Consider the following 23,549-nt stretch of genomic DNA (forward strand, 5'->3'; position numbering starts at 1 on the left):
CGGTGGCCCGGCCCCCGGACGGGGGTGCGGGCGGGCCGGCCGGCGCGACTACCCTGGAAGGTCGATCGTCCCCCTGGGCAGGAGAGAAATGGCCGTCAACCTGGTCAATGTCGAGAACGTCAGCAAGGTGTACGGCACCCGCGCCCTGCTCGACGGGGTCTCGCTCGGCGTCTCCGAGGGGGACCGCATCGGCGTCGTCGGCCGCAACGGCGACGGCAAGACCACCCTGATCCGGATGCTGGCCAAGGTGGAGGAGACCGACACCGGCCGGGTCACGCACTCCGGCGGACTGCGCCTCGGCGTGCTCACCCAGCACGACTCGCTCGACCCCGCCGCCACCGTCCGCCACGAGGTCGTCCGCGACATGGCCGACCACGAGTGGGCGGGCAACGCCAAGGTCCGCGACGTGCTCACCGGCCTCTTCGGCGGCCTGGACCTGCCCGGTTTCCCGCAGGGCCTGGACACCGTCATCGGCCCCCTCTCCGGCGGTGAGCGCCGGCGCATCGCGCTCGCCAAGCTCCTCATCGAGGAACAGGACCTCGTCGTCCTGGACGAGCCCACCAACCACCTCGACGTCGAGGGCATCGCCTGGCTCGCCGGACACCTGCGCGAACGGCGCTCGGCGCTCGTCTGCGTCACCCACGACCGCTGGTTCCTCGACCAGGTCTGCACCCGCATGTGGGACGTCCAGCGCGGCGACGTCCACGAGTACGACGGCGGCTACTCCGACTACGTCTTCGCCCGCGCCGAACGCGAGCGCATCGCCGCCACCGAGGAGGTCAAGCGGCAGAACCTCATCCGCAAGGAGCTGGCCTGGCTGCGCCGCGGCGCGCCCGCGCGCACCTCCAAGCCGCGCTTCAGGGTCGAGGCCGCCAACGAGCTCATCCAGGACGTGCCGCCGCCCCGCGACAGCGGCGAGCTGATGAAGTTCGCCTCCTCCCGGCTCGGCAAGACGGTCTTCGACCTGGAGGACGTCACCGTCCAGGCCGGCCCCAAGGTGCTGCTGAAGCACCTGACCTGGCAGCTCGGCCCCGGCGACCGCGTCGGCCTGGTCGGCGTCAACGGCGCCGGCAAGACCTCCCTGCTGCGCGCGATGGCCGAGGCGGCCCGGACCGAGGGCGAGACCCAGCCCGCCGCCGGCCGGATCGCCGTCGGAAAGACCGTCAGACTCGCCTACCTGTCCCAGGAGGTCGCCGAGATCGACCCCGACCTGCGGGTGCTGGAGGCCGTGCAGCAGGTGCGCGAGCGCGTCGACCTCGGCAAGGGCCGGGAGATGACGGCCGGTCAGCTCTGCGAGACGTTCGGCTTCGGCAAGGAGAAGCAGTGGACGCCGGTCGGCGACCTCTCCGGCGGCGAGCGGCGGCGGCTGCAACTGCTGCGCCTGCTCATGGACGAGCCCAACGTCCTCTTCCTCGACGAGCCCACCAACGACCTCGACATCGAGACCCTGACCCAGCTGGAGGACGTGCTCGACGGCTGGCCCGGCTCGATGGTCGTGATCTCCCACGACCGGTTCTTCGTCGAGCGCACCACGGACCGGGTGTTCGCCCTGCTCGGCGACGCCACCCTGCGGATGCTGCCGCGCGGCATCGACGAGTACCTGGAGCGCCGCCACCGCATGGAGGCGCAGGTCGCCGCCACCGCGTCCGCGCCGGCCGCCGGGAAGGCGGCGCCCGAGCGCAGCGCGGCCGATCTGCGCGCCGCCAAGAAGGAGTTGCAGAAGATCGAGCGCCAGCTCGACAAGGTCGCCGAGCGGGAGACCGCGCTGCACGCGCGGATCGCCGAGCACGCCACCGACTTCGCCAAGGTCGCCGAACTCGACGCCGAGCTGCGCGACCTGGCCGGCCAGCGCGACGAACTCGAACTGCGCTGGCTGGAATTGGCCGAGGACGCGTAGCGCCGCGACCGGAAAGGTTCCCCGGACCGCTGCGTCCGCACCGGTTCCCGGGGGAACCGCACCGGGTGAACGGCGCGTGAAGACGCATAACGAGGGCGTCACAGGCCGGTTCTCCCTTGGGTACAGGGGTGTACGGGGCCCGTTGTGCTGTCGGTGGCGGGTGATAGAAAGGGCCGTCTGGGAACAGTCCGAGAATCGCCGGTGTGGCGAAAACGCGACGGCACAGGACGTGGCACGCACCGGCTCACCAAGGGGGAACCACTCATGAGCCAGCCGCCCAACCAGCCGCCGCAGGGCGGTTCCGGTCCACCGCAGGACCCCCGCCAGGGCGGCTTCGGCCCACCGCAGACCCCGCCGCCCCAGGGCGCGCCCCAGACACCCCCTCCGCCGCAGACCCCGCCGCAGGCGCCCCCGCCCCCGCAGGGCCCGCCCGCCGCGCCGCCGCAGCCCGGCTACGGCTACCCGCAGCAGCCCCCGCCGCAGCCCGGCCCCTACACGAGCGGCCCGTACGGCCAACCGCCGCAGCAGCCGGGCCCCTACGGCTATCCGCAGCAGCCCGGCCCCTACGGCCAGCAGCCCCAGCAGGGCTACGGCTACCCGGCCCAGCCGCCGTACCCGGGCGGACCGGGCCCCGGCTCGCGCAACCCCTTCCGGGGCAGGCCCGCCCTCGCCATCGGCGCGGCGGTGCTCGCGCTCGCCGTCATCGGCGGCGGGGCGTACGCGCTCACGAGCGGCGGTGGCGACGGCCCGAAGAAGCCGGTCGCCCGGACGAGCGACGACCCCAAGGGCTCGGCGTCCCCGAGCGCGGAGGAGAGCAGCGGCGGGGGTGGCGGTGGCGGTGCCGACCCCGACAACCTCAACGGCGGCCGCCAGGCCGGCGAGGCGAAGGTGCTCTGGTACAAGCAGGCGCCGGACGCCCCCGGTTCGGGCGCCGACGCCCCCGGCATGTGGATCACCGGCAAGACCGCGGTGAAGGCGGCGTACAAGCAGGTCTTCGGCTACCGGGTGAGCGACGGCGAGGCCGCCTGGAACCCGATCACCCTCCCGGAGAAGATCTGTTCGGCCACTCCGCAGAAGTCGTCCGACGGCAAGGTCGTCGTGGCCTACATGAGCGGCAGCAGCGACCGCGCCAAGTGCAACCAGCTCCAGCAGATCGACCTCGACACCGGGGCGAAGGGCTGGAAGGGCACGGTCGCCGAGGGCGGTCTGTTCGACAGCACCCTGAAGGTGGAGCTGTCCATCACCGGCAAGACCCTGATGGTGGGCCGCTCCCAGTCCGGCACCGCCTACGACATCGCCACCGGCGACCGGATGTGGACCAAGCAGCGCTACGGCGACAAGTGCTTCCCCGACGCCTTCGCGGGCGGCGAGAAGCTGATCGGCGTCGCCTCCTGCGACGCGAGCGGCAGCAACGAACACGACGAGATCCAGCTCCTCGACCCGGCCTCGGGCAAGGCCAAGTGGACCCGCAAGCTCGACAAGGGCTGGCGCGTGGCGCGCGTCTTCTCCGTCGACCCGCTGGTCGTCTACAGCACCAACAAGGAGAAGAAGACGTGGAACATCTCCACGTTCCAGGCCAACGGTGAGCGCCGCTCGCAGGTCGGCGTGAGCATCGAGATCGGCGCCGAGTGCGGCTGGGCCATCCTCCAGCGCGCCCTCCAGGGCTGCGGCGGTGTGGTCGCCGACGACGACACGCTCTACATGCCCACCAAGGCGGTCGCGCGGGCCAACGAGATCGTCGCGATCAGCCTCTCCAGCGGCAAGGAGAAGTGGCGCGTCAAGTCCCCCGCGGAGGAGACGATGCTGCCGATCAGGATCGAGGACGGCAAGCTCGTCGCCTATGTGGGGGCGACCTACGACACGGGCGGCCAGGTCGTGGCCGTCCCGCTCACCGGAAGCAGCCGCGAGCCGGTGAAGCTGTTGCAGAACCCGGCAGGCGCCGCCGAAGTGGAGAACGGTTTCTTCTCCAAGACCTACGCCTGGGTCGACGGCCGGTTCTACCTGTCGAGCACCCGGCTCAGCGGCAGGGACGACGCCAAGGAGAAGCTGATCCTCGCCTTCGGCAAGTGATCCGGCGCGGGTGCCCGGCACCCGCGCCCCCGCCGTGTCCCGCACGCCCGCCGTCCCCCCTCCCGAGGTGCCCCCGCCATGACGCAGCCCCCGCCCCCGCCGCCCCACCAGCCCCCGCAGGGCGGTTTCGGCCCGCCCCAGGACCCGCCGCCCCAGCAGCCGGGGCAGCAGCCCCACCAGCCTCCGCAGCCGCAGGCCCAGCCCCCGCAGGGACCGCCCGTGCCGCCCGCCGGCCCGCCCCAGCAGCCCGGCTACGGCTACCCGCAGCAGCCCCAGCAGTTCCCTCCGGCCGCCCCGTACGGCTACCCGGGCCAGCAGCCCAACCCCTACGCCCAGCCCCAGAACCCGTACAGCCAGCCGCCCGGCTACGGCTATCCCCAGCCGGGCATGCCGACGCATCCGCAGCCGCACACGGTGGCCGGCGGCGCGGGCGGTTCGAACGGCTCGCGGACGGCCGTCGTCGTGGCCTCGGTCGTCGTGGTGATCGCCCTGGTCGTCAGCGGCGTGTGGCTGTACACGTCCAGGGACGGCGGCGGCAAGGACGAGACCGCGACGTCCGGCGGCGGCACCGGCGGTGGCACGGGCGGACAGGGCGGCGGACCGGGCGGCGGTGCCGACACCCCCGACGGCACGGAGAAGGTGCCCTCCGACCCCAACTCCGACCTGCTCTTCAAGATCCCCTCACCCGACGTCCCGAACGGCACCAGCGTCGTCGTCTCGGGCTCCTGGCTGACCGGCAAGGCGTACGTGAAGAGCGGCGTCTCCGAGATCGTGGGCTACGACCCCGGGAAGGGCACCAGGCTCTGGACCCTCAAGCTGCCGGGCCCCGTCTGCCAGGCCAGCAAGCAGGTCACCGCGGACGGCGTCACCGCCGTCGCCTTCCAGCCCGCCAAGCCCACCAAGGAGCGGCCCTCCTCGGGTTGCAGCCAGCTGGCGGCGATCGACCTCGGCACCGGCAAGAAGCTCTGGACGAAGAGCGCGAAGACCGGCGGCCGGGCGCTGAACTTCGACAACGTCACGGTCAGCGGCGGCACGGTCGCCGCGGGCGGCATCAGCGGCGGCACCGCCTTCGACATCAAGACGGGCAAGCAGCTGTGGGCCCCGAAGTCCGGCGGCGGCTGCTACGACCTCGGGTACGCGGGCGGCCCCAGGCTGGTCGCGGTCCGCAAGTGCGGCAGCTACGACCAGCCCCAGCTCGGCATCCAGACCATCGACCCGAAGAGCGGGAAGGTGATCTCCGAGTACAAGATGGCCGAGGGCGTCGATTACGCGAGCGTGATCTCCACCGAGCCGCTCGTGGTCGCCGCCGAGGTCGGCGAGTCCGACGCCATCGGCATCTCGGACGCCTTCTCGATCGACAACAGGACCGGCAAGCTGCGCATCCGCGTCTCCCTGCCGGCGGACAAGTTCGCGGCCCGCTGCGCCGGCGTCACCACCATCGAGGCGTGCACGGGAGTCGTCGTCGGCAACGACCGGCTCTACGTGGCGACCAAGGAGCACGCCGGCACCAGCGACTACGGCCAGACCAACGAGATCGTCGCCTTCGACCTGTCCACCGGCAAGCAGACCGGGCAGCGGGCCGACGCCGGCGAGCGGTACACGATCACGCCGCTGCGCATGGACGGCGGCAACGTGATCGCGTACAAGCGTCCTCCCTACGACAAGGGCGGCCAGATCGTCAGCATCGACGGCGGGACGTTCAAGGAGACCAAGCTGCTGGAGAACCCGGCGGCGAGGTCGGTGCGGGACGTGGAGACCCGGATGTCCCCCGAGTACTCCGAGCTCCTCTACGCGCAGGGCCGGCTCTACATGTCGGCGAGGTTCGCGAGCGAGCTGAGCAGTTCGGGCGAACGGCGCACGCACGTCGTCGCGTTCGGCGCCGGCGGCTGACCCCGCCTTCCCGGACGCCCGCGCGACCCCGTCCCCGTCCGGGGGGCGGGGTCGCGCGCCGTGGTGCCTCAGCGCCCCCGCGCGCGCCGAACAACGGAAAGTCCGCCGCCGCGGGGCACATCTCGCCGGTAGGGGGAGCGCGACGTCGAACAAGCGTGTAGCTTCCGGGGGCATGAAGGGCGGGGGAGCCGGGAGGGGGCTTCTGTCCGTGCGGACCGGTGGGCATCCGTAGGGGGTGTCCGGGACCGGCGTGGCCGGTCCCGGCCGTTGCCGGTATCCGCAGGGGGACTGGGGGGTTTGCTCGATGGGAGTGCGGCTCATGGTGGTCGACGACCACCGTCTGCTGGCCGAGGCGCTGGCCTCGGCACTGAAACTGAGGGGGCATCGGGTCCTGGCCGCGGCGGCGCCGGCCGCGGGGGCGGCCGAGCTGGTCATCTCGCGGGCGCCCGAGGTGTGCCTGCTGGGGACGGCGACACCGGCGGAACCGGGCATGTTCGACCCGGTGGCGCGGATCAAGCGGGAGCGGCCCCAGGTGGCCGTGCTCGTGCTGGGCCCGGTGCCGAGCCCGCGCGGCATCGCCGCCGCCTTCGCCGCGGGAGCCTCCGGGTACGTCCGCCACGACGAGCGCATCGAGGGCGTCGAGCGGGCCATCATGAAGGCGCGGGCGGGGGAGGCGGCCGTGGCGCCGCAGCTGCTGCAAGGGGCGTTCAGCGAGTTGCTCAACCCGGCGGCCCAGCCGGACGACGAGGGCCGGCGGCTGCTGCGGATGCTCACGCCCCGCGAGGTCGAGGTCCTGGTCCGGGTCGCCGACGGCGAGGACACCCGCCGTATCGCGGCCGGCATGGGGATCGCCCCGTCCACGGCGCGCACCCATGTCCAGCGGGTCCTGATGAAGCTCGGCGTGGGCTCGCGGCTGGAGGCGGCGGCGCTGGCCGCGCGGACGGGCCTGCTGGACCGGGCGGGCCCGCTGCCGCGGGAGGACGCCGACTGAACGGCCGGCGCCGCGCGCGGCGTCGACGACGGGGGCGGGCACCTCGCGCCCGCCCCCGCCCTTGTCAGCCCTGCGGCTCGTCCTCGGTGTCCACCGCGGGCGGCGGCGGGGTGGGCCGCAGCTTCAGCCAGGCCAGGAAGAACAGGCCGAGCAGGAGCATGCCCAGTCCGGTCCAGAGGTTGATGTTCACGCCCTGGGCCTTGTCGATCGCCGCCTGGTCGTCGGTGAGCCCGGCGAGGGTGACGATGACGCCGTAGACGACGAACAGGCCGCCGATGATGCGCCGGATGTCGAACAGCCGGGCGGCGGTCGTGGACTTCTCCTGGAGCGCGCTGACCTCGCGCTGGACGTCCTGGTCGGAGTACCCGGAGTGCTCCGGGCGGTCGGGGTGGTCGGGCTTCTCGGTCATGGTCTCGGCCTCCGGCCGTCAGAAGGAGAAGGAGAACGGGATGTAGCAGACGGCCGCGAGGACCACCGCGCCCCATCCCAGCAGCGCCGGCCTGCGGTACCAGGCGTCGTCGCCCTCGGCCGGCGGCTCGGCCATGCCGGGGGAGCGGGTGCCGTAGACCAGGCCCTGGAGTTCCTTCGCCGGCTTGGGCGCGGTGAACAGGGTGACGGCCACCATGACGACGGCGCCGGCCACGAAGCCCGCGATCGCGGAGACGAAGTTGGCGCCCTGGTCGGTGGGGATGGCGATGATGTCCCGCTTGTACAGGACGAAGTAGTTCACCATCGCCGCCGTGGTGCCGGCGAGCAGCCCCCAGAAGCCCGACTTCATCGACGCCCGCTTCCAGAACATGCCGATGATGAAGACCACGAACATCGGCACGTTGAAGAAGGAGAACAGCGTCTGGAGGTAGCTCATGATGTTCGAGAACGACGAGGCGAGGAACGCCGTGCCGATGGAGGCCATGACGCCGATCACCGTGATCAGCCGGCCGAAGCGCACGTAGTAGGCGTCCTCGCGGTCCTTCACCACGTACTTCGCCCAGACGTCCGTGGTGAACACCGTGTTGAAGGACGACACGTTGGCCGCCATGCCCGCCATGAACGCGGCCAGCAGACCGGTGACCGCCACGCCCAGCACGCCGTTCGGCAGCAGCCCCTCCATCAGATAGGGGATGGCGTCGTTGTACTGGTAGCCCGACTTCTCGGTGCCGAAGCCCGGGACCAGGGCGGCGGCGGCCAGGCCCGGGATCATCACCAGGAAGACGATGAAGATCTTGGGGAAGGCCGCGATCAGCGGGGTGCGCCGGGCCGCGGAGAGGTTCTTCGCCGACAGCGCCCGCTGGACCTCCGCGAAGTTCGTGGTCCAGTAGCCGAAGGACAGCACGAAGCCGAGGCCGAGCACGATGGTCAGCCAGTTGGCGCCGAGCGGGTTCGCCTGGCCGATGCCGGTGCCGCCCCAGGCGGTGACGAAGTCGTCGCCGTTGGCCTTGGTCAGGGTGTCGCTCAGACCGCCCCAGCCGCCGACCTTCTTCAGGGCGAGCACGGTGATCGGGATGAGGGCCGCGAGGATCACGAAGAACTGCAGGACCTCGTTGTAGATCGCCGAGGACAGGCCGCCGAGGGTGATGTAGGCGAGCACGAAGAACCCGGCGACGACGATCGCGACCCACTGCGGCCAGCCCAGCAGCGCCTCGACGACGATCGCGAGGGCGTACAGGTTGACGCCCGCGATCAGGATCGCCGCGAAGGCGAACAGGAGCGAACTGAGCAGATGCGCGGCCCTGTCGAACCGCAGCAGCAGGAACTCCGGGACGGAGCGGACCTTGCTCCCGTAGTAGAAGGGCATCATCACCAGGCCCAGGAAGACCATGGCCGGGATGGCGCCGATCCAGTACCAGTGCACGGTGTACGCGCCGTACTGCGCGCTGTTGGCGGCCATGCCGAGGATCTCGGTGGCGGCCAGGTTGGCGGAGACGAAGGCCAGGCCGGTGATCCAGGCGGGCAGTGACCGGCCGGACAGGAAGAAGTCGAGGCTCGTCCTCACCGAGCGGCGGGCCGCGAAGCCGATGCCCAGCACGACGACGAAGTAGATGCCGAGCAGGGTGTAGTCGAGCCAGTTGGTGGGGAGCCGGAGCTGGCCGGCCAGGTAGGTGGGGGGAAGTGTGGGGGTTTGCATATGTACTCGCTTCGTTGTGCGAACCGATGCAGAGCGGAACCTACGCCGTCGTGTTCAGTGGTCGAACACTTCTGATGATGGTCTTTGTTTGATTGTGATGTTGACTCGGGTGGGGAGTTGTGTTTTTCTGTGTTTGGTTATGTTTGATGGAGGCGCGCGGGACGGTCGTGGCGGGTCTCGGAAGATCTGGGTGGCTCGAACAGGGAGTCCGGCGTGAAGAAGACCTCGACCCGACTGGCCGACGGTCGTGAGCTCGTCTACTACGACCTGCGGGACGACACCGTGCGCGACGCGGTCGACCGCCGCCCGCTGGAGCGGACCGTCACGACGTCGGAGATCCGGCACGACGAACTGCTCGGCGACGCGGTCGCCGTCGCCTCGCACCGCCAGGGGCGCACCTACCATCCGCCCGCCGACCAGTGCCCGCTGTGCCCCTCCGGGGGCGACCGCCTGAGCGAGATCCCGGACTCCTCGTACGACGTCGCCGTCTTCGAGAACCGCTTCCCCTCCCTGGCCGGCGACTCCGGCCGCTGCGAGGTCGTCTGCTTCACCTCCGACCACCACGCCTCCTTCGCCGATCTGACCGAGGAACAGGCCCGCCTGGTCCTGGACGCGTGGACGGACCGGACCTCGGAGCTGTCCTCCCTGCCCGCCGTGGAGCAGGTGTTCTGCTTCGAGAACCGCGGGGCCGAGATCGGTGTCACCCTCGGCCACCCGCACGGGCAGATCTACGCCTACCCCTTCACCACCCCGCGCACCGCGCTGATGCTGCGCTCCCTCGCCGCGCACAAGGACGCCACCGGCGGCGAGAACCTCTTCGACAGCGTCCTGGAGCGTGAACTCGCCGGTGAGCGGGTCGTCCTGGAGGGTGAACACTGGGCGGCCTTCGTGCCGTACGCCGCGCACTGGCCGTACGAGGTCCACCTGTACCCCAGGCGCCGCGTGCCCGATCTGCTCGCCCTCGGCGAGGACGCGCGCGCGGAGTTCCCCCGGGTCTATCTGGAACTCTTGAGGCGCTTCGACCGGATCTTCGGCGAGGGTGAGCCCGCGACACCGTACATCTCCGCCTGGCACCAGGCGCCGTTCGGCCAGCTGGCGGACTTCGAGGGCGTGCAGCGCGAGGACTTCGCCCTGCACCTCGAGCTTTTCACCATCCGCCGCACTTCCGGCAAGCTGAAGTTCCTCGCGGGTTCCGAGTCCGGCATGAGTGTGTTCATCAACGACGTGCCGCCGGAGCGCGCGGCCGAGCGACTGCGAGAGGCAGCGAGTTCATGAGCGGGAAGTATCTGGTCACCGGTGGCGCGGGCTACGTCGGCGGTGTGGTCGCGCGGCACCTCATCGAGGCGGGGGACGAGGTCGTCGTGCTCGACAACCTCTCCACCGGCTTCCGCGAGGGGGTGCCGTCCGGGGCGTCCTTCGTCGAGGGCGACATCCGCGACGCCGCCAAGTGGCTGGACGCCTCCTTCGACGCCGTGCTGCACTTCGCCGCCTTCTCGCAGGTCGGCGAGTCCGTCGCGAAGCCGGAGAAGTACTGGGAGAACAACGTCGGCGGCACGATGGCGCTCCTCGGCGCGATGCGCGAGGCGGGGGTGCGCCGGCTGGTGTTCTCCTCCACCGCGGCCACCTACGGCGAGCCCGAGCAGGTGCCGATCGTCGAGACCGCCCCGACACGGCCCACCAACCCCTACGGCGCCTCCAAGCTGGCCGTCGACCACATGATCACCGGTGAGGCGGCGGCCCACGGCCTGGCCGCGGTCTCCCTGCGCTACTTCAACGTGGCCGGCGCCTACGGCGAGCACGGCGAGCGCCACGACCCCGAGTCGCACCTCATCCCGCTGGTCCTCCAGGTCGCCCAGGGCGGGCGCGAGGCGATCAGCGTCTTCGGCGACGACTACCCGACCCCGGACGGCACCTGCGTACGCGACTACATCCATGTCGCCGACCTCGCCGAGGCCCATCTGCTGGCCCTGAAGGCCGCCCGGCCGGGCGAGCACCTGATCTGCAACCTCGGCAACGGCAACGGCTTCTCGGTCCGCGAGGTCGTCGAGACCGTCCGCCAGGTCACCGGGCACCCGGTCCCCGAGGTCGTGGCGCCGCGCCGGGACGGCGACCCCGCGGTCCTGGTCGCCTCCGCCGCCACCGCCCGCGAGCGCCTGGGCTGGAGCCCCTCCCGCGCCGACCTCGCCGGGATCGTGGCGGACGCCTGGGAGTTCGCGCAGCGGCACGCACGCTAGGTTCTACCACCGACGGCCGGCCGCACCGGCCGGGCGGGCGGTTCAGCAGGGAAGGTCAGGGTCAGGGGATGAGCGTCGAGACGGCGGCCGCGGTGGCCGAGCGGTTCCGGGAGCTGTACGGGACGGAGCCGGAAGGGGTGTGGGCCGCGCCGGGCCGGGTCAATCTGATCGGCGAACACACCGACTACAACGACGGTTTCGTGATGCCGTTCGCGCTGCCGCACACCGCGGTCGCGGCCGTCTCCCGGCGCACGGACGGCGTGCTGCGGCTGCACTCGCGGGACGTCGAGGGCGGCGTCGCCGAACTGCGCGTCGACGCCCTCGAACCGGAGTCGGACCGCGCCTGGACCGCGTACCCCTCGGGTGTGGTCTGGGCGCTGCGCGCGGCCGGCCACGCGGTGACCGGCGCCGACGTCCACCTCGCCTCGACGGTCCCGGCCGGCGCGGGCCTGTCGTCCTCGGCGGCTCTGGAGGTCGTCGTGGCCCTCGCCCTGAACGACCTGTACGAACTCGGCCTCAAGGGCTGGCAGTTGGCCCGGCTGTGCCAGCGCGCGGAGAACGTCTACGTCGGCGCGCCGGTCGGCATCATGGACCAGACGGCGTCCGCGTGCTGCGCGGCGGGGCACGCCCTCTTCCTCGACACCCGCGACCTCTCCCAGCGGCAGATCCCCTTCGACCTGGCCGCCGAGGGGATGCGCCTGCTGGTCGTCGACACCCGGGTCAAGCACTCCCACAGCGAGGGCGAGTACGGCAAGCGCCGCGCAGGCTGCGAGAAGGGCGCCGCGCTGCTGGGCGTGGACGCCCTGCGGGACGTCGCCTACGACGATCTGGACACGGCCCTCGACCGGCTCGGCGACGAGGAGGAGGTGCGCCGGCTGGTGCGCCACGTCGTCACCGAGGACCGGCGGGTGGAGCGGGTCGTGGCGCTGCTGGAGTCGGGACGGACGCGGGCCATCGGCCCGCTCCTGACCGAGGGGCACGCCTCGCTGCGGGACGACTTCCGCATCTCCTGCCCGGAGCTGGACCTGGTCGTGGACACCGCCCTCGCGGCCGGCGCCCTGGGCGCCCGGATGACCGGCGGGGGCTTCGGCGGCTCGGCGATCGTGCTGGCGGAGGCGACCGACGTGGAGCCGGTGACCAAGGCGGTCGTGGAGGCGTTCGCCGCGGCCGGCCTCACCGCCCCGCGGGTGTTCGAGGCGGTGCCGGCCGCGGGTGCGCGGCGGCTGCGCTGACCCGGCTCAGCGAAGCCGCTTGGTGAGGGTGTACTCCGTGATCCCCGGCGGGTAGCCGGGGATCACACACACCACGTCGTAGCCCTGCCTGCGGTAGAACTCCGGCGCCTGGAAGTCCCACGTCTCCAGGCGTACGGCCGTGCAGCCGCGCGTGTCGCGGGCGGTGGCCTCCGCGTGTGCGAGCAGCTGCGAACCGAGCCCCGCGCCGCGGTGGCGGTCGTCCACCCACAGCAGCGCGACGTGGAGCCAGCTCGCCCAGGTGTGCCCGACGAGGCCGCCGGCCATGTCGCCGCCCTCGTCCAACGCCCACAGATGGAGCGGAAGTTCGCGTTCACCTGGGGTTCCGCGCAGCGCGCGGAGCACCGGTGAGGCCGCCGTGTTGGCGGCCCGCAGACGTCGGCGGAGCAGATCGTGCCGGGACTTGTCGACTTCTGTCTCCAGACGAAACATGTGCCTCACCATAGGCGTGCCGGGCGGGCAGTTCTGCAAATTCCCTTCCGCTCCGGGCGCCCGTCCGTACCCTGATGAACAGCGCCGGTGGGGGCCGGTGCCGACCAGGGGGCGAGCCGGTTCGGGTACGGCACCCGAAGCGGGGGTAGCAGTTCTGCACGGCCGCGGCCGTGCGGCCGCAGGTGTCGCGTCCCGGTGCCGTCCTCATGACGATGGGGTGTCCCCTGCTCTTCGGGAGCTCGGGGAAGGGGGTTACGTGGTTCGCATCCGAGTCCTGGTCGTCGACGACCATCGCATCTTCGCCGAGTCGCTCGCCGCCGCGCTGGCGGCCGAGCCCGACGTCGACGTCTCCGCGGCCGGCAGCGGTCCGGCGGCGCTGCGCAGCCTGGACCGGGCGGCGGCCGAGGGGCGCCGCTTCGACGTGCTGCTCGTCGACGCCGACCTCGGCGGCGGAGTACCGGGCGTCCGGCCCGCCGCGCCGGTCCAGGAGGCGGGCGAGGACGGGCAGGTCGACGGCCTCTCGCTGGTCGCCGGAGTCCGCTCCGCGCAGCCGGCCGTACGGATCGTCGTCCTCGCCGAGAAGGACGATCCGCGCCGGGCCGCGCTCGCCCTCCAGGCCGGGGCGTGCGGGTGGGTGGCCAAGGACTGCTCGCTGTCCCGGCTGCTGACCGTGATCCGCGGAGTCCTGCGCGGGGAGACCCATCTGCCGCCCGCGCTGCTCACCGGGGTGCTGCGCGAGCTGACGGCGGCCCGCAAGCACCGCACCGAGAGCGAGCGGCTGGTCGAGTCCCTGACCCCGCGCGAGCGGGAGGTGCTGCGCTGCATGGTGGCCGGGCTCGGCCGCAAGGCGGTCGCGGAGCGGCTGTTCCTGTCCCCGCACACGGTCCGCACCCACATGCAGAACGTGCTGGGCAAGCTGGGCGTCCACTCCACCCTCGCCGCGGTCGCCCTGGCCCGACGAGCCGGCGTGGGCCCGGCGGACCTGCCTCCCACACCCCGAATCCTCCCGGAGCAACCCAGCACAGCCTGAAGACCCCCGCCGGGAACCAACCCCCTGCCGAGAACCCACGGCAGGGAACCCACGGCAGGGAACCCCCGCTACCCGGGAATGTTGTCGAACGGCGCGGTCAGCCGCCGCAGCAGCCCCGCCAGTTCCCCCCGCTGCCCCCGGGACAGCTCCGCGAGAATCGCCCGCTCCTGATCGAGCAGCCCCGCCAGCGCCTGATCGGCCCGGTCACGCCCCTCGTCGGTGAGACGCACCAGCACCCCGCGCCGGTCGCTGGGATCGGGCAGCCGTTCCACCAGCCCCTTCTTGGCCAGGCGGTCGATGCGGTTCGTCATCGTGCCGGACGTGACCAGCGTCTGGGTCAGCAGCTGACCGGGCGAGAGCTGGTACGGCGTGCCCGCGCGCCGCAGCGCGGTCAGCACGTCGAACTCCCACGGCTCCAGGCTGTGCTCGGAGAAGGCGATCCGGCGCGCCCGGTCCAGATGCCGGGCCAGCCTGCTGACGCGGCTGAGCACCTCCAGCGGCTCCACGTCGAGGTCAGGGCGCTCCCGGCGCCACGCCGCGACCAGCCGATCGACCTCGTCCTCCATGACGATCAGTGTAGTGGTTGTGTCGACGTGAAGTCTCTTGACGTCAAGATACCTCGCGGGGCAGGGTGGAGGAGACCGACAGGAGGCCCGCCATGCCCGTCACGTCCCCCGTCTGGGACCCCGCCCAGTACCTGCGCCACGCCGGCCACCGCGCCCGCCCCTTCGCCGACCTCCTCGCCCGCGTCCCGGAGCTGCCCGCGCGGCACCCGCGCATCGCCGACCTCGGCTGCGGCCCCGGCGGCATGACCGCCCTGCTCGCCCGGCGCTGGCCCACCGCCCGCATCACCGGCCACGACAGCTCCGCCGAGATGCTCGACCGGGCCCGCGCCGAGCACGAGGGCCCCACGCCGGGCGGCGGCCGCCTCGACTTCGCCGCCACCGACGTACGCACCTGGACCCCGGACGAACCCCACGACCTGATCGTCAGCAACGCCACCCTCCAGTGGGTGCCGGACCACGCCGAGCGCTTCGGTGACTGGCTCGCGGCCCTGCGCCCCGGCGGCACGTTCGCCTTCCAGGTCCCGGGCAACTTCGACGCCCCGAGCCACCGCCTGATGCGCGAGCTCGCCGACCGCCACGGCCTCACCGGCGTCCTGCGCCACGGCGACGCCGTCCTCACCCCGGGCGACTACCTGGCCCGCCTCACCGGCCCGCACCGCACCGCCGACGTCTGGGAGAGCACCTACCTCCACCTGCTGACCGGTGAGGACGCCGTCCTGGACTGGGTCAGCGGCACCGGACTGCGCCCGGTCCTGACCGCCCTCGCCGACGACCCCGCCCGCCGCGACGCCTTCCTCGACGACTACCGCCGGGCCCTGCGCGCCGCCTATCCGCCCGGCCCGCACGGCACCCCCTTCCCGTTCCGCCGCGTCTTCGCCGTCGTCCGCCAGGAGGCGTGACGATCAAGGCCCGCGTCGGCCGTTTGGGCGGGCGCGGGCGGGTCACCCGGTCCCTGACCCGACGTCGAACCTTGCGGGAGTTGAGGAACGTGGCGAAGGACGAGAAGGCCCAGGCCAAGAAGGACCAGGTCAAGGGCAAGGCCAAGGAAGCGGTGGGCCGCATGGTCGGCAACGAGCGGATGACCGCCGAGGGCAAGGCCGACCAGATGAAGGGCGACGCCCGCCAGGCCAAGGAGAAGGGCAAGGACACCTTCAAGCACTGACCCGCTCCCCGCCGCGGAGCCGGCGCGCGCGCCGCGCGTCAGCTCTTGCGGCGCCCTATCAGATGCGGCTTCGCCTCCAGCCCGTCCAGCCCGTGCCAGGCCAGGTTCACCAGATGCGCCGCCACCTCCGCCTTCTTCGGGCGGCGGACGTCCAGCCACCACTGGCCGGTCAGCGCGACCATCCCCACCAGGGCCTGCGCGTACAGCGGGGCGAGTTTGGAGTCGAAGCCGCGGTTCTTGAACTCGCGGCCCAGGATGTCCTCCACCTGGGTGGCGATGTCGGAGATCAGCGAGGCGAACGAACCCGTGGACTGCGGGATGGGCGAGTCCCGCACGAGGATGCGGAAACCGTCCGTGTACTCCTCGATGTAGTCCAGCAGGGCGAACGCCGCCTGCTCGCACAGCTCCCGCGGATGCCCGGCCGTCAGCGACCCGGTGACCATGTCCAGCAGCCGCCGCATCTCGCGGTCCACGACGACCGCGTACAGGCCCTCCTTGCCGCCGAAGTGCTCGTACACCACCGGCTTGGACACCCCGGCCTTCGCCGCGATCTCCTCCACCGACGTGCCCTCGAAGCCCTTCGCGGCGAACAGGGTGCGACCGATCTCCAGCAACTGCTGGCGGCGCTCCGCACCGGTCATCCGGGTGCGGCGCGCCCGCCGCGGCTTGTCATTGCTGGAGGTGCTGCTGGAGTCGGTCGCCACGGCGTCAATCATGCCGCCTTCGCGGGTTCCCTCCGGCGCCGGGAGCCGCCTTCCCCGGTGTTCCGGCGCGAATCGATACGCGAGCGTGACGGCCAGCGCACGTCGTAGGCCCAGCCGAGCATCTCGAAGACGCGGATGAAGCGCGCCGAGGAGTCGATCTGCCCGCGCATCACACCGTGCCGCGCCGAGGTCGGGTCGGCGTGGTGCAGGTTGTGCCAGGACTCGCCGCACGAGAGGACCGCCAGCCACCACACGTTGCCCGAGCGGTCCCGGGACTTGAAGGGGCGCTTGCCCACCGCGTGGCAGATGGAGTTGATCGACCACGTCACGTGGTGCAGCAGCGCCACCCGGACCAGCGAGCCCCAGAAGAAGCCGGTGAACGCCCCCCACCAGGACATCGTCACCAGGCCGCCGATCAGGGCGGGCAGGGCCAGCGAGAGGATCGTCCAGTAGACGAACTGACGGGAGATCGCGCGGATCGCCGGGTCCTTGACCAGGTCCGGCGCGTACTTCTCCTGCGACGTCTGCTCCTCGTCGAACATCCATGCGATGTGTGCCCACCACAGGCCCTTCATCAGGGCCGGCAGCGTCTCACCGAACCGCCACGGGGAGTGCGGGTCGCCCTCGGCGTCCGAGAACTTGTGGTGCTTGCGGTGATCGGCCACCCAGCGCACGATCGGGCCCTCCACCGCCATCGACCCGGCGATCGCCAGCGCGATCCGCAGCGGCCGTCTGGCCTTGAAGGAGCCGTGGGTGAAGTACCGGTGGAAGCCGATCGTGATGCCGTGGCAGCCCAGGAAGTAGAAGAAGGCCAGCAGGCCGAGGTCGAGCCAGCTCACTCCCCAGCCCCAGGCCAGCGGGACCGCCGCCACCAGCGCGAGGAACGGGAAGACGATGAACAGGAGCAGTGCGAGCTGCTCGACCGACCGCTTCTTCTCACCGCCCAGCGTGGCGGAGGACGTGGGGGTGTCGTGCGCCTGCGGGGCGTCGTCGATCACATCGGAGCTCGTGGTCATGGGCGTCCCCTGTGGGGTCGAGGATTGCGGCGGGTGCCGGGGCTGCCGGAACCGTTCCCGGGTTCGGTGACAACGGTGCCTACGGTTCCGTAACCTACGGCGTCGTAAGTATGGCAGTGCGATGCCCGGCGGCAAGAGCCCGACAGTCTGCGCGTCCCCATGGACACCTATCCTTGGACTCGGTCGGACAGCGCGGTCCGCTCTGTTTTCTTCCCGGACGCCAGGAGCCGCAGGCGGCCCCCGCCGCGCGGTGCCTGGTGCCGGGTTCCCTCCCGGACGAGCTTCAACACTGCAAGGAGCCGCACCTGTGAGCAGTGCCGACGACCAGACCACGACGACCGGCAGCGAGCTGCGAGCCGACATCCGCCGACTGGGCGACCTCCTCGGCGAGACCCTGGTACGCCAGGAGGGCCCCGAACTGCTGGACCTCGTGGAAAAGGTCCGCCGCCTCACCCGAGAGGACGGCGAAGCCGCCGCCGAACTGCTGCGCGGCACGGAGCTGGACACCGCGGCCAAGCTGGTCCGCGCCTTCTCCACCTACTTCCACCTGGCCAACGTCACCGAGCAGGTCCACCGCGGCCGCGAACTGCGCGCCCGGCGCGCCGCCGAGGGCGGCCTCCTCGCCCGTACGGCCGACCGGCTGAAGGACGCCGACCCCGAGCACCTCGCCCAGACGGTCCAGCACCTCAACGTACGGCCCGTCTTCACCGCCCACCCCACCGAGGCCGCCCGCCGCTCGGTCCTCAACAAGCTCCGCCGCATCGCCGCCCTCCTGGAGACCCCGGTCCTCGAAGGAGACCGCCGCCGCAACGACACCCGACTGGCCGAGAACATCGACCTCGTCTGGCAGACGGACGAACTGCGCGTGGTGCGACCCGAGCCCGCCGACGAGGCCCGCAACGCCATCTACTACCTCGACGAACTCCACGCAGGCGCCGTCGGCGACGTCCTGGAGGACCTCACCGCCGAACTGGAGCGCGTCGGCCACCGCCTCCCGGACCACACCCGGCCCCTGACCTTCGGCACCTGGATCGGCGGCGACCGAGACGGCAACCCCAACGTCACCCCCCAGGTCACCTGGGACGTCCTCATCCTCCAGCACGAGCACGGCATCAACGACGCCCTGGAGATGATCGACGAACTGCGCGGCTTCCTGTCGAACTCCATCCGCTACACCGGCGCCACCGAGGAACTCCTCACCTCCCTGCGGGCCGACCTCGACGCCCTGCCCGAGATCAGCCCCCGCTACAAGCGCCTCAACGCCGAGGAGCCCTACCGGCTCAAGGCCACCTGCATCCGGCAGAAGCTGGAGAACACCAAGACCCGCCTCGCCCGCAGCATCCCCCACGAGGCGGGCCGCGACTACCTAGGCACCGGCGAACTCCTCCACGACCTCACCCTGATCCAGACCTCCCTCAGGGAACACCGCGGCGGCCTCTTCGCCGACGGCCGCATGGACCGCACCATCCGCACCCTCGCCGCCTTCGGCCTCCAGCTCGCCACCATGGACGTCCGCGAGCACGCCGACGCCCACCACCACGCGCTCGGCCAGCTCTTCGACCGCCTCGGCGAGGAGTCCTGGCGCTACGCCGACATGCCCCGCGAGTACCGCGCCAAGCTCCTCGCCAAGGAACTCAGGTCCCGGCGCCCCCTCGCCCCCACCCCGGCCCCCGTCGACGCGGCGGGCGAGAAGACCCTCGGCGTCTTCCAGACCGTGCGCAAGGCCCTGGAGGTCTTCGGACCCGAGGTCATCGAGTCGTACATCATCTCGATGTGCCAGGGCGCCGACGACGTCTTCGCCGCCGCCGTCCTCGCCCGCGAGGCCGGACTCGTCGACCTGCACGCCGGCTGGGCCAGGATCGGCATCGTGCCCCTCCTGGAGACGACCGACGAACTCAAGGCCGCCGACACCATCCTGGAGGACATGCTCTCCGACCCCTCCTACCGGCGCCTCGTCGCGCTCAACGGAGACGTCCAGGAGGTCATGCTCGGCTACTCCGACTCCTCCAAGTTCGGCGGCATCACCACCAGCCAGTGGGAGATCCACCGCGCCCAGCGCCGGCTGCGCGACGTCGCCCACCGCTACGGCGTGCGCCTGCGCCTCTTCCACGGCCGCGGCGGCACCGTCGGCCGCGGCGGCGGCCCCTCCCACGACGCCATCCTCGCCCAGCCCTGGGGCACCCTCGAAGGCGAGATCAAGGTCACCGAACAGGGCGAGGTCATCTCCGACAAGTACCTCGTGCCGTCCCTGGCCAGGGAGAACCTCGAACTGACCGTCGCCGCCACCCTCCAGGCGTCCGCCCTGCACACCGCACCCCGCCAGTCCGTCGAGGCCCTCGCCCGCTGGGACGCGGCCATGGACGTCGTCTCCGACGCCGCCCACGCCGCCTACCGCAGGCTGGTCGAGGACCCCGACCTGCCGACGTACTTCCTCGCCTCCACCCCCGTCGACCAGCTCGCCGACCTGCACCTGGGCTCACGGCCCTCCCGCCGCCCCGGCTCCGGCGTCTCGCTCGACGGACTGCGCGCCATCCCCTGGGTGTTCGGCTGGACCCAGTCCCGGCAGATCGTGCCCGGCTGGTTCGGCGTCGGCTCCGGCCTCAAGGCCCTGCGCGAGGCCGGCCTCGACACCGTGCTCGACGAGATGCACGAACAGTGGCACTTCTTCCGCAACTTCGTCTCCAACGTCGAGATGACCCTCGCCAAGACCGACCTCAGAATCGCCGGACACTACGTCGACACCCTCGTGCCCGACGAACTCCGGCACGTCTTCGACACCATCAAGGCCGAGCACGAACTGACCGTGCGCGAGGTCCTGCGGGTCACCGGGGAGGACGAACTCCTCGACGCGCAGCCCGTGCTGAAGCAGACCTTCACCATCCGCGACGCCTACCTCGACCCGATCTCCTACCTCCAGGTCGCCCTGCTCAAGCGCCAGCGCGACGCCGCGGCCGGCGGCGCCGAACCCGACCCGCTGCTCGCACGCGCCCTGCTCCTCACCGTCAACGGCGTCGCGGCCGGCCTGCGCAACACCGGCTGACCACCCCGCCCGCACGGCGGTGCCCCCGCGCTTCCCGCGAAGCACGGGGGCACCGCCGTACCACGGCTCACACCACCAGGAACGCCGCCGTCAAGAGCCCCAGCCCGGCCAGCCCCATCACCCACGCCGTCCGCGTCCGCCGCAGACCGCCCCCCACGACCACCGACGCCAGCAGCAGCGCGCCGCCCATCGGAACCCACGCGTACAGCACCCCCGCGGGACCCGACCGCACCACGACGTCCGTGTCCGGCTTCACCACCACCGTGTACGTCCGGCCCTCGCGCACCGCCGCGCTCTTCTCGACCACCACCGACCCGCGCGGCCGCGACCCCGCCGACAGCGGCGTGTACGGCCCGCTGCACGTGTCCGCACCGCACCGCCTGACCTCGATCGTGCCGCTCTCGCGGCCCTTGGTCAGCATCACGTGCTGAGCACTGCCCCACGACGCCCACACCCCCGCGAACAGGATCAGCACCACGACCGCGCCCAGCGCGGCCAACCGCCCGAACCGCAGCGCCGAAGCAGCGCCCTGACGGGAGACAACGGCAGAAGGCATGGCCGCGATCCTTGGCCATGCCCCTGCGCCCGGTCAACTCACGCCCTGCCGGGCACCGGACAAGTCACGAGTTGTACGTGCTTTGCGCCCGCTCCAGCCCCTCGATCACCAACGACTCCACACCGTCCGCCGCCCGGTCCACGAAGTAGTCCAGCTCCTTGCGCTCCGCCACGGAGAAGTCCCTCAGCACGAAATCCGCGACCTGCATACGCCCCGGAGGACGCCCGATGCCGAACCGCACCCGGTGATAGTCCGCACCCATCACCTTCGTCATCGACTTCAGCCCGTTGTGCCCGTTGTCACCGCCGCCCAGCTTCAGCCGCAGCGTCCCGTACTCGATGTCCAACTCGTCGTGCACGGCCACCACATGCTCCAGCGGCACCTTGTAGAAATCCCGCAGCGCGTTCAGCGGCCCCCCCGACAGGTTCATGTACGCCATCGGCTTGACCAGCACCACCCGCCGGTTCAAGGGCCCCGGCGGCCCGATCCGCCCCTCGACGACCTGCGCCTGCGCCTTGCCGGCCCGCTTGAACTTCCCCCCGATCCGCTCCGCCAGCAGATCCGCCACCATGAACCCCACGTTGTGCCGGTTGCGGGCGTACTCGGGACCGGGGTTGCCCAGACCGGCGATCAGCCACGGGGCGCTCGGATCGGTCGTCACGTCCATGTCTCCTTCATACACGCCGGCCGCCGTCCCCCACGGGGACAGCGGCCGGCAGAACGACGACAGAGCCGGTCACGCCTCTGCCGGAGCTGAGGATCAGACCTCGGCGACCTCGTCGGCGGCCTCGGTCTCCTCGCCCTCCGCGGACTCCTCGGCCTGCGCGGCCAGGACCTGCAGCACCACGGTGTCGCCCTCGACGGCCAGCGTGGTGCCCTTCGGCAGCTCGATGTCCTTCGCGAGGACCGAGGCACCGGCCTCCAGACCCTCCACGGACACCGTGAACGACTCGGGGATGTGCGTGGCCTCGGCCTCGACCGGCAGCGCGTTCAGCACGTGCTCCAGCAGGTTGCCGCCCGCGGCCAGCTCACCCTCGGCCTGCACCGGGACCTCGACCGTGACCTTCTCGCCGCGCTTGACCAGCAGCAGGTCGACGTGCTCCAGGAAACCCTTCAGCGGGTCGCGCTGCACGGCCTTCGGGATCGCGAGCTCGTTGGCCTTGCCGTCGATGTCCAGCGCGATCAGGACGTTCGGCGTACGCAGCGCCAGCAGCAGCTCGTGACCCGGCAGCGTCAGGTGCAGCGGGTCCGAACCGTGGCCGTACAGCACACCGGGAACCTTGGCGTCACGACGGATACGGCGGGCAGCGCCCTTGCCGAACTCGGTACGCGTGGCGGCGGCGATCTTCACCTCGGACATGGCGATCACTCCTCGTAGAACTCGAAACGGTGGATCCCCCGCCCCGAAGAGCTGAGGGAAGGGTCACCCGGCCACGAACGGCCTGCTACGAAGAGCGCGTCGATAACGGACCGCCGCCTCCCACCACGGGAAACGGCCTCCCTCGCCGAGCAACTGAAGCAGTCTACTCGGCACGGGAGGCCGTACCCAAAACGATCTCTACTGCTCGTCGAACAGGCTCGTCACCGAACCGTCCTCGAACACCTCGCGCACCGCGCTCGCGATCGTCGGAGCGATCGACAGCACCGTCAGCTTGTCCAGATCCCGGCTCAGCTCACCCGGCGTCGGCAGCGTGTTCGTGAACACGAACTCACCCACCCGCGAGTTCTTCAGCCGGTCCGCCGCCGGACCCGACAGCACACCGTGCGTCGCCGTCACGATGACGTCCTCCGCACCGTGCGCGAACAGCGCGTCCGCCGCCGCACAGATCGTGCCGCCGGTGTCGATCATGTCGTCGACCAGCACACACACCCGGCCCTTGACCTCACCGACCACCTCGTGGACGGTCACCTGGTTCGCCACGTCCTTGTCGCGCCGCTTGTGCACGATCGCCAGCGGCGCCCCCAGCCGGTCGCACCAGCGGTCCGCCACCCGCACCCGGCCCGCGTCCGGCGAGACCACCGTCAGCTTGTCCCGGTCCACCTTGCGGCCCACGTAGTCCGCGAGCAGCGGCAGCGCGAAGAGATGGTCCACCGGACCGTCGAAGAAGCCCTGGATCTGGTCCGTGTGCAGATCCACCGTGAGGATGCGGTCCGCGCCGGCCGTCTTCATCAGGTCCGCGATCAGACGCGCCGAGATCGGCTCACGCCCGCGGTGCTTCTTGTCCTGGCGCGCGTAGCCGTAGAACGGCACGATCACCGTCACGGAACGGGCCGACGCGCGCTTCAAGGCGTCGATCATGATCAACTGCTCCATGATCCACTGGTTGATCGGCGCCGTGTGGCTCTGGATCACGAAGCAGTCGGCACCGCGCGCCGACTCCTGGTACCGCACGTAGATCTCGCCGTTGGCGAAGTCGAAGGCCTTCGTCGGAACGACCCCGACACCCAACTGCTGGGCGACCTCCTCGGCAAGCTCGGGGTGGGCGCGGCCGGAGAAGAACATCAGCTTCTTCTCGCCGGTCGTCTTGATCCCGGTCACAGCACTGTCTCCTCAGAGGTGTCTCAGCTGGGTGTGCACCTATCACG

The 23,549-nt window shown here is 71.5% G+C and carries 21 protein-coding genes; 11 read left to right on the forward strand and 10 right to left on the reverse strand.

Annotated elements, in window-relative coordinates:
* The first annotated feature begins 88 nt into the window (after positions 1–88).
* From SZN_RS19210 to SZN_RS19225, 4 genes are all read left to right on the forward strand, one after another.
* Positions 89–1,897, forward strand: a complete 1,809-nt coding sequence (locus SZN_RS19210; protein WP_007497534.1) for an ABC-F family ATP-binding cassette domain-containing protein — start codon at positions 89–91, stop codon at positions 1,895–1,897.
* Between the two features lie 264 nt (positions 1,898–2,161).
* Positions 2,162–3,967, forward strand: coding sequence for an outer membrane protein assembly factor BamB family protein (locus SZN_RS19215; RefSeq protein WP_007497536.1), 1,806 nt, complete (start codon positions 2,162–2,164; stop codon positions 3,965–3,967).
* 78 nt (positions 3,968–4,045) lie between these two features.
* Positions 4,046–5,857 (forward strand): outer membrane protein assembly factor BamB family protein, encoded by a 1,812-nt coding sequence (locus SZN_RS19220; RefSeq protein WP_043731767.1) that lies wholly within the window; start codon positions 4,046–4,048, stop codon positions 5,855–5,857.
* A 304-nt stretch (positions 5,858–6,161) separates the two neighbouring features.
* Positions 6,162–6,848, forward strand: coding sequence for a helix-turn-helix transcriptional regulator (locus tag SZN_RS19225; protein WP_078508735.1), 687 nt, complete (start codon positions 6,162–6,164; stop codon positions 6,846–6,848).
* A gap of 64 nt (positions 6,849–6,912) precedes the next feature.
* Here the strand turns inward: SZN_RS19225 and SZN_RS19230 are convergent, their stop codons facing one another.
* Together SZN_RS19230 and SZN_RS19235 are read right to left on the reverse strand one after the other, a co-directional pair.
* Positions 6,913–7,257 carry a hypothetical protein gene (locus SZN_RS19230; RefSeq protein WP_007497542.1) on the reverse strand — a complete coding sequence of 115 codons (345 nt, stop codon included), beginning with the start codon at positions 7,255–7,257 and terminating at the stop codon, positions 6,913–6,915.
* 18 nt (positions 7,258–7,275) lie between these two features.
* Positions 7,276–8,973 (reverse strand): sodium:solute symporter family protein, encoded by a 1,698-nt coding sequence (locus SZN_RS19235; protein ID WP_007497544.1) that lies wholly within the window; start codon positions 8,971–8,973, stop codon positions 7,276–7,278.
* Between the two features lie 213 nt (positions 8,974–9,186).
* Between SZN_RS19235 and galT the strand changes: the two genes are divergently transcribed.
* The 3 genes from galT (at position 9,187) to galK (ending at position 12,439) form a co-directional block, all read left to right on the forward strand.
* A complete protein-coding gene (galT, locus tag SZN_RS19240) occupies positions 9,187–10,248 on the forward strand; it encodes a galactose-1-phosphate uridylyltransferase (protein WP_007497545.1) in 1,062 nt (353 codons plus the stop codon).
* On the forward strand, positions 10,245–11,207 hold the full coding sequence (galE, locus tag SZN_RS19245) for a UDP-glucose 4-epimerase GalE (RefSeq protein WP_007497547.1): 963 nt from the start codon (positions 10,245–10,247) through the stop codon (positions 11,205–11,207). The genes galT and galE overlap by 4 nt, the downstream gene beginning before the upstream one ends.
* Positions 11,208–11,275: 68 nt before the next feature.
* Complete coding sequence (galK, locus tag SZN_RS19250; protein ID WP_007497549.1) at positions 11,276–12,439, forward strand: galactokinase; 1,164 nt, start codon at positions 11,276–11,278, stop codon at positions 12,437–12,439.
* Positions 12,440–12,445: 6 nt separating this feature from the next.
* Here galK and SZN_RS19255 read toward each other — a convergent pair whose 3' ends face one another.
* The gene (locus tag SZN_RS19255) at positions 12,446–12,901 is read right to left on the reverse strand and encodes a GNAT family N-acetyltransferase (protein WP_043731771.1); all 456 of its coding nucleotides are present in this window, start codon (positions 12,899–12,901) and stop codon (positions 12,446–12,448) included.
* A 244-nt stretch (positions 12,902–13,145) separates the two neighbouring features.
* On the opposite strand from SZN_RS19255, the gene SZN_RS19260 reads away from it, so the two are divergent.
* Positions 13,146–13,919: a LuxR C-terminal-related transcriptional regulator gene (locus SZN_RS19260; RefSeq protein ID WP_007497553.1), complete on the forward strand. Its 774-nt coding sequence runs from the start codon at positions 13,146–13,148 to the stop codon at positions 13,917–13,919.
* A 68-nt stretch (positions 13,920–13,987) separates the two neighbouring features.
* On the opposite strand, the gene tamR is transcribed toward SZN_RS19260, so the two are convergent.
* Positions 13,988–14,485 (reverse strand): MarR family transcriptional regulator TamR, encoded by a 498-nt coding sequence (gene tamR / locus SZN_RS19265; RefSeq protein ID WP_007497555.1) that lies wholly within the window; start codon positions 14,483–14,485, stop codon positions 13,988–13,990.
* Between the two features lie 92 nt (positions 14,486–14,577).
* Between tamR and SZN_RS19270 the strand changes: the two genes are divergently transcribed.
* The gene (locus SZN_RS19270; RefSeq protein WP_007497557.1) at positions 14,578–15,384 is read left to right on the forward strand and encodes a trans-aconitate 2-methyltransferase; all 807 of its coding nucleotides are present in this window, start codon (positions 14,578–14,580) and stop codon (positions 15,382–15,384) included.
* 89 nt (positions 15,385–15,473) lie between these two features.
* Entirely contained in the window at positions 15,474–15,647 is a 174-nt protein-coding gene (locus tag SZN_RS38810) for a CsbD family protein (protein WP_007497560.1), read from the forward strand.
* Positions 15,648–15,685: 38 nt separating this feature from the next.
* Here the strand turns inward: SZN_RS38810 and SZN_RS19275 are convergent, their stop codons facing one another.
* Positions 15,686–16,363: a TetR/AcrR family transcriptional regulator gene (locus SZN_RS19275; RefSeq protein WP_007497562.1), complete on the reverse strand. Its 678-nt coding sequence runs from the start codon at positions 16,361–16,363 to the stop codon at positions 15,686–15,688.
* Entirely contained in the window at positions 16,360–17,367 is a 1,008-nt protein-coding gene (locus SZN_RS19280) for an acyl-CoA desaturase (RefSeq protein ID WP_007497565.1), read from the reverse strand. The genes SZN_RS19275 and SZN_RS19280 overlap by 4 nt, the downstream gene beginning before the upstream one ends.
* 307 nt (positions 17,368–17,674) lie before the next feature.
* On the opposite strand from SZN_RS19280, the gene ppc reads away from it, so the two are divergent.
* Entirely contained in the window at positions 17,675–20,407 is a 2,733-nt protein-coding gene (gene ppc / locus SZN_RS19285; protein ID WP_007497567.1) for a phosphoenolpyruvate carboxylase, read from the forward strand.
* A gap of 67 nt (positions 20,408–20,474) precedes the next feature.
* Here ppc and SZN_RS19290 read toward each other — a convergent pair whose 3' ends face one another.
* From SZN_RS19290 to SZN_RS19305, 4 genes are all read right to left on the reverse strand, one after another.
* Positions 20,475–20,963 (reverse strand): hypothetical protein, encoded by a 489-nt coding sequence (locus SZN_RS19290; protein WP_043731775.1) that lies wholly within the window; start codon positions 20,961–20,963, stop codon positions 20,475–20,477.
* 64 nt (positions 20,964–21,027) lie between these two features.
* Positions 21,028–21,630, reverse strand: a complete 603-nt coding sequence (gene pth / locus SZN_RS19295; RefSeq protein ID WP_007497570.1) for an aminoacyl-tRNA hydrolase — start codon at positions 21,628–21,630, stop codon at positions 21,028–21,030.
* Positions 21,631–21,723: 93 nt separating this feature from the next.
* Positions 21,724–22,323: a 50S ribosomal protein L25/general stress protein Ctc gene (locus SZN_RS19300; RefSeq protein WP_007497572.1), complete on the reverse strand. Its 600-nt coding sequence runs from the start codon at positions 22,321–22,323 to the stop codon at positions 21,724–21,726.
* A gap of 198 nt (positions 22,324–22,521) precedes the next feature.
* Complete coding sequence (locus tag SZN_RS19305) at positions 22,522–23,502, reverse strand: ribose-phosphate diphosphokinase (RefSeq protein ID WP_007497574.1); 981 nt, start codon at positions 23,500–23,502, stop codon at positions 22,522–22,524.
* Positions 23,503–23,549: the final 47 nt, after the last annotated feature.

The sequence above is a fragment of the Streptomyces zinciresistens K42 genome (assembly GCF_000225525.1).
GTDB classification, from domain to species: domain Bacteria; phylum Actinomycetota; class Actinomycetes; order Streptomycetales; family Streptomycetaceae; genus Streptomyces; species Streptomyces zinciresistens.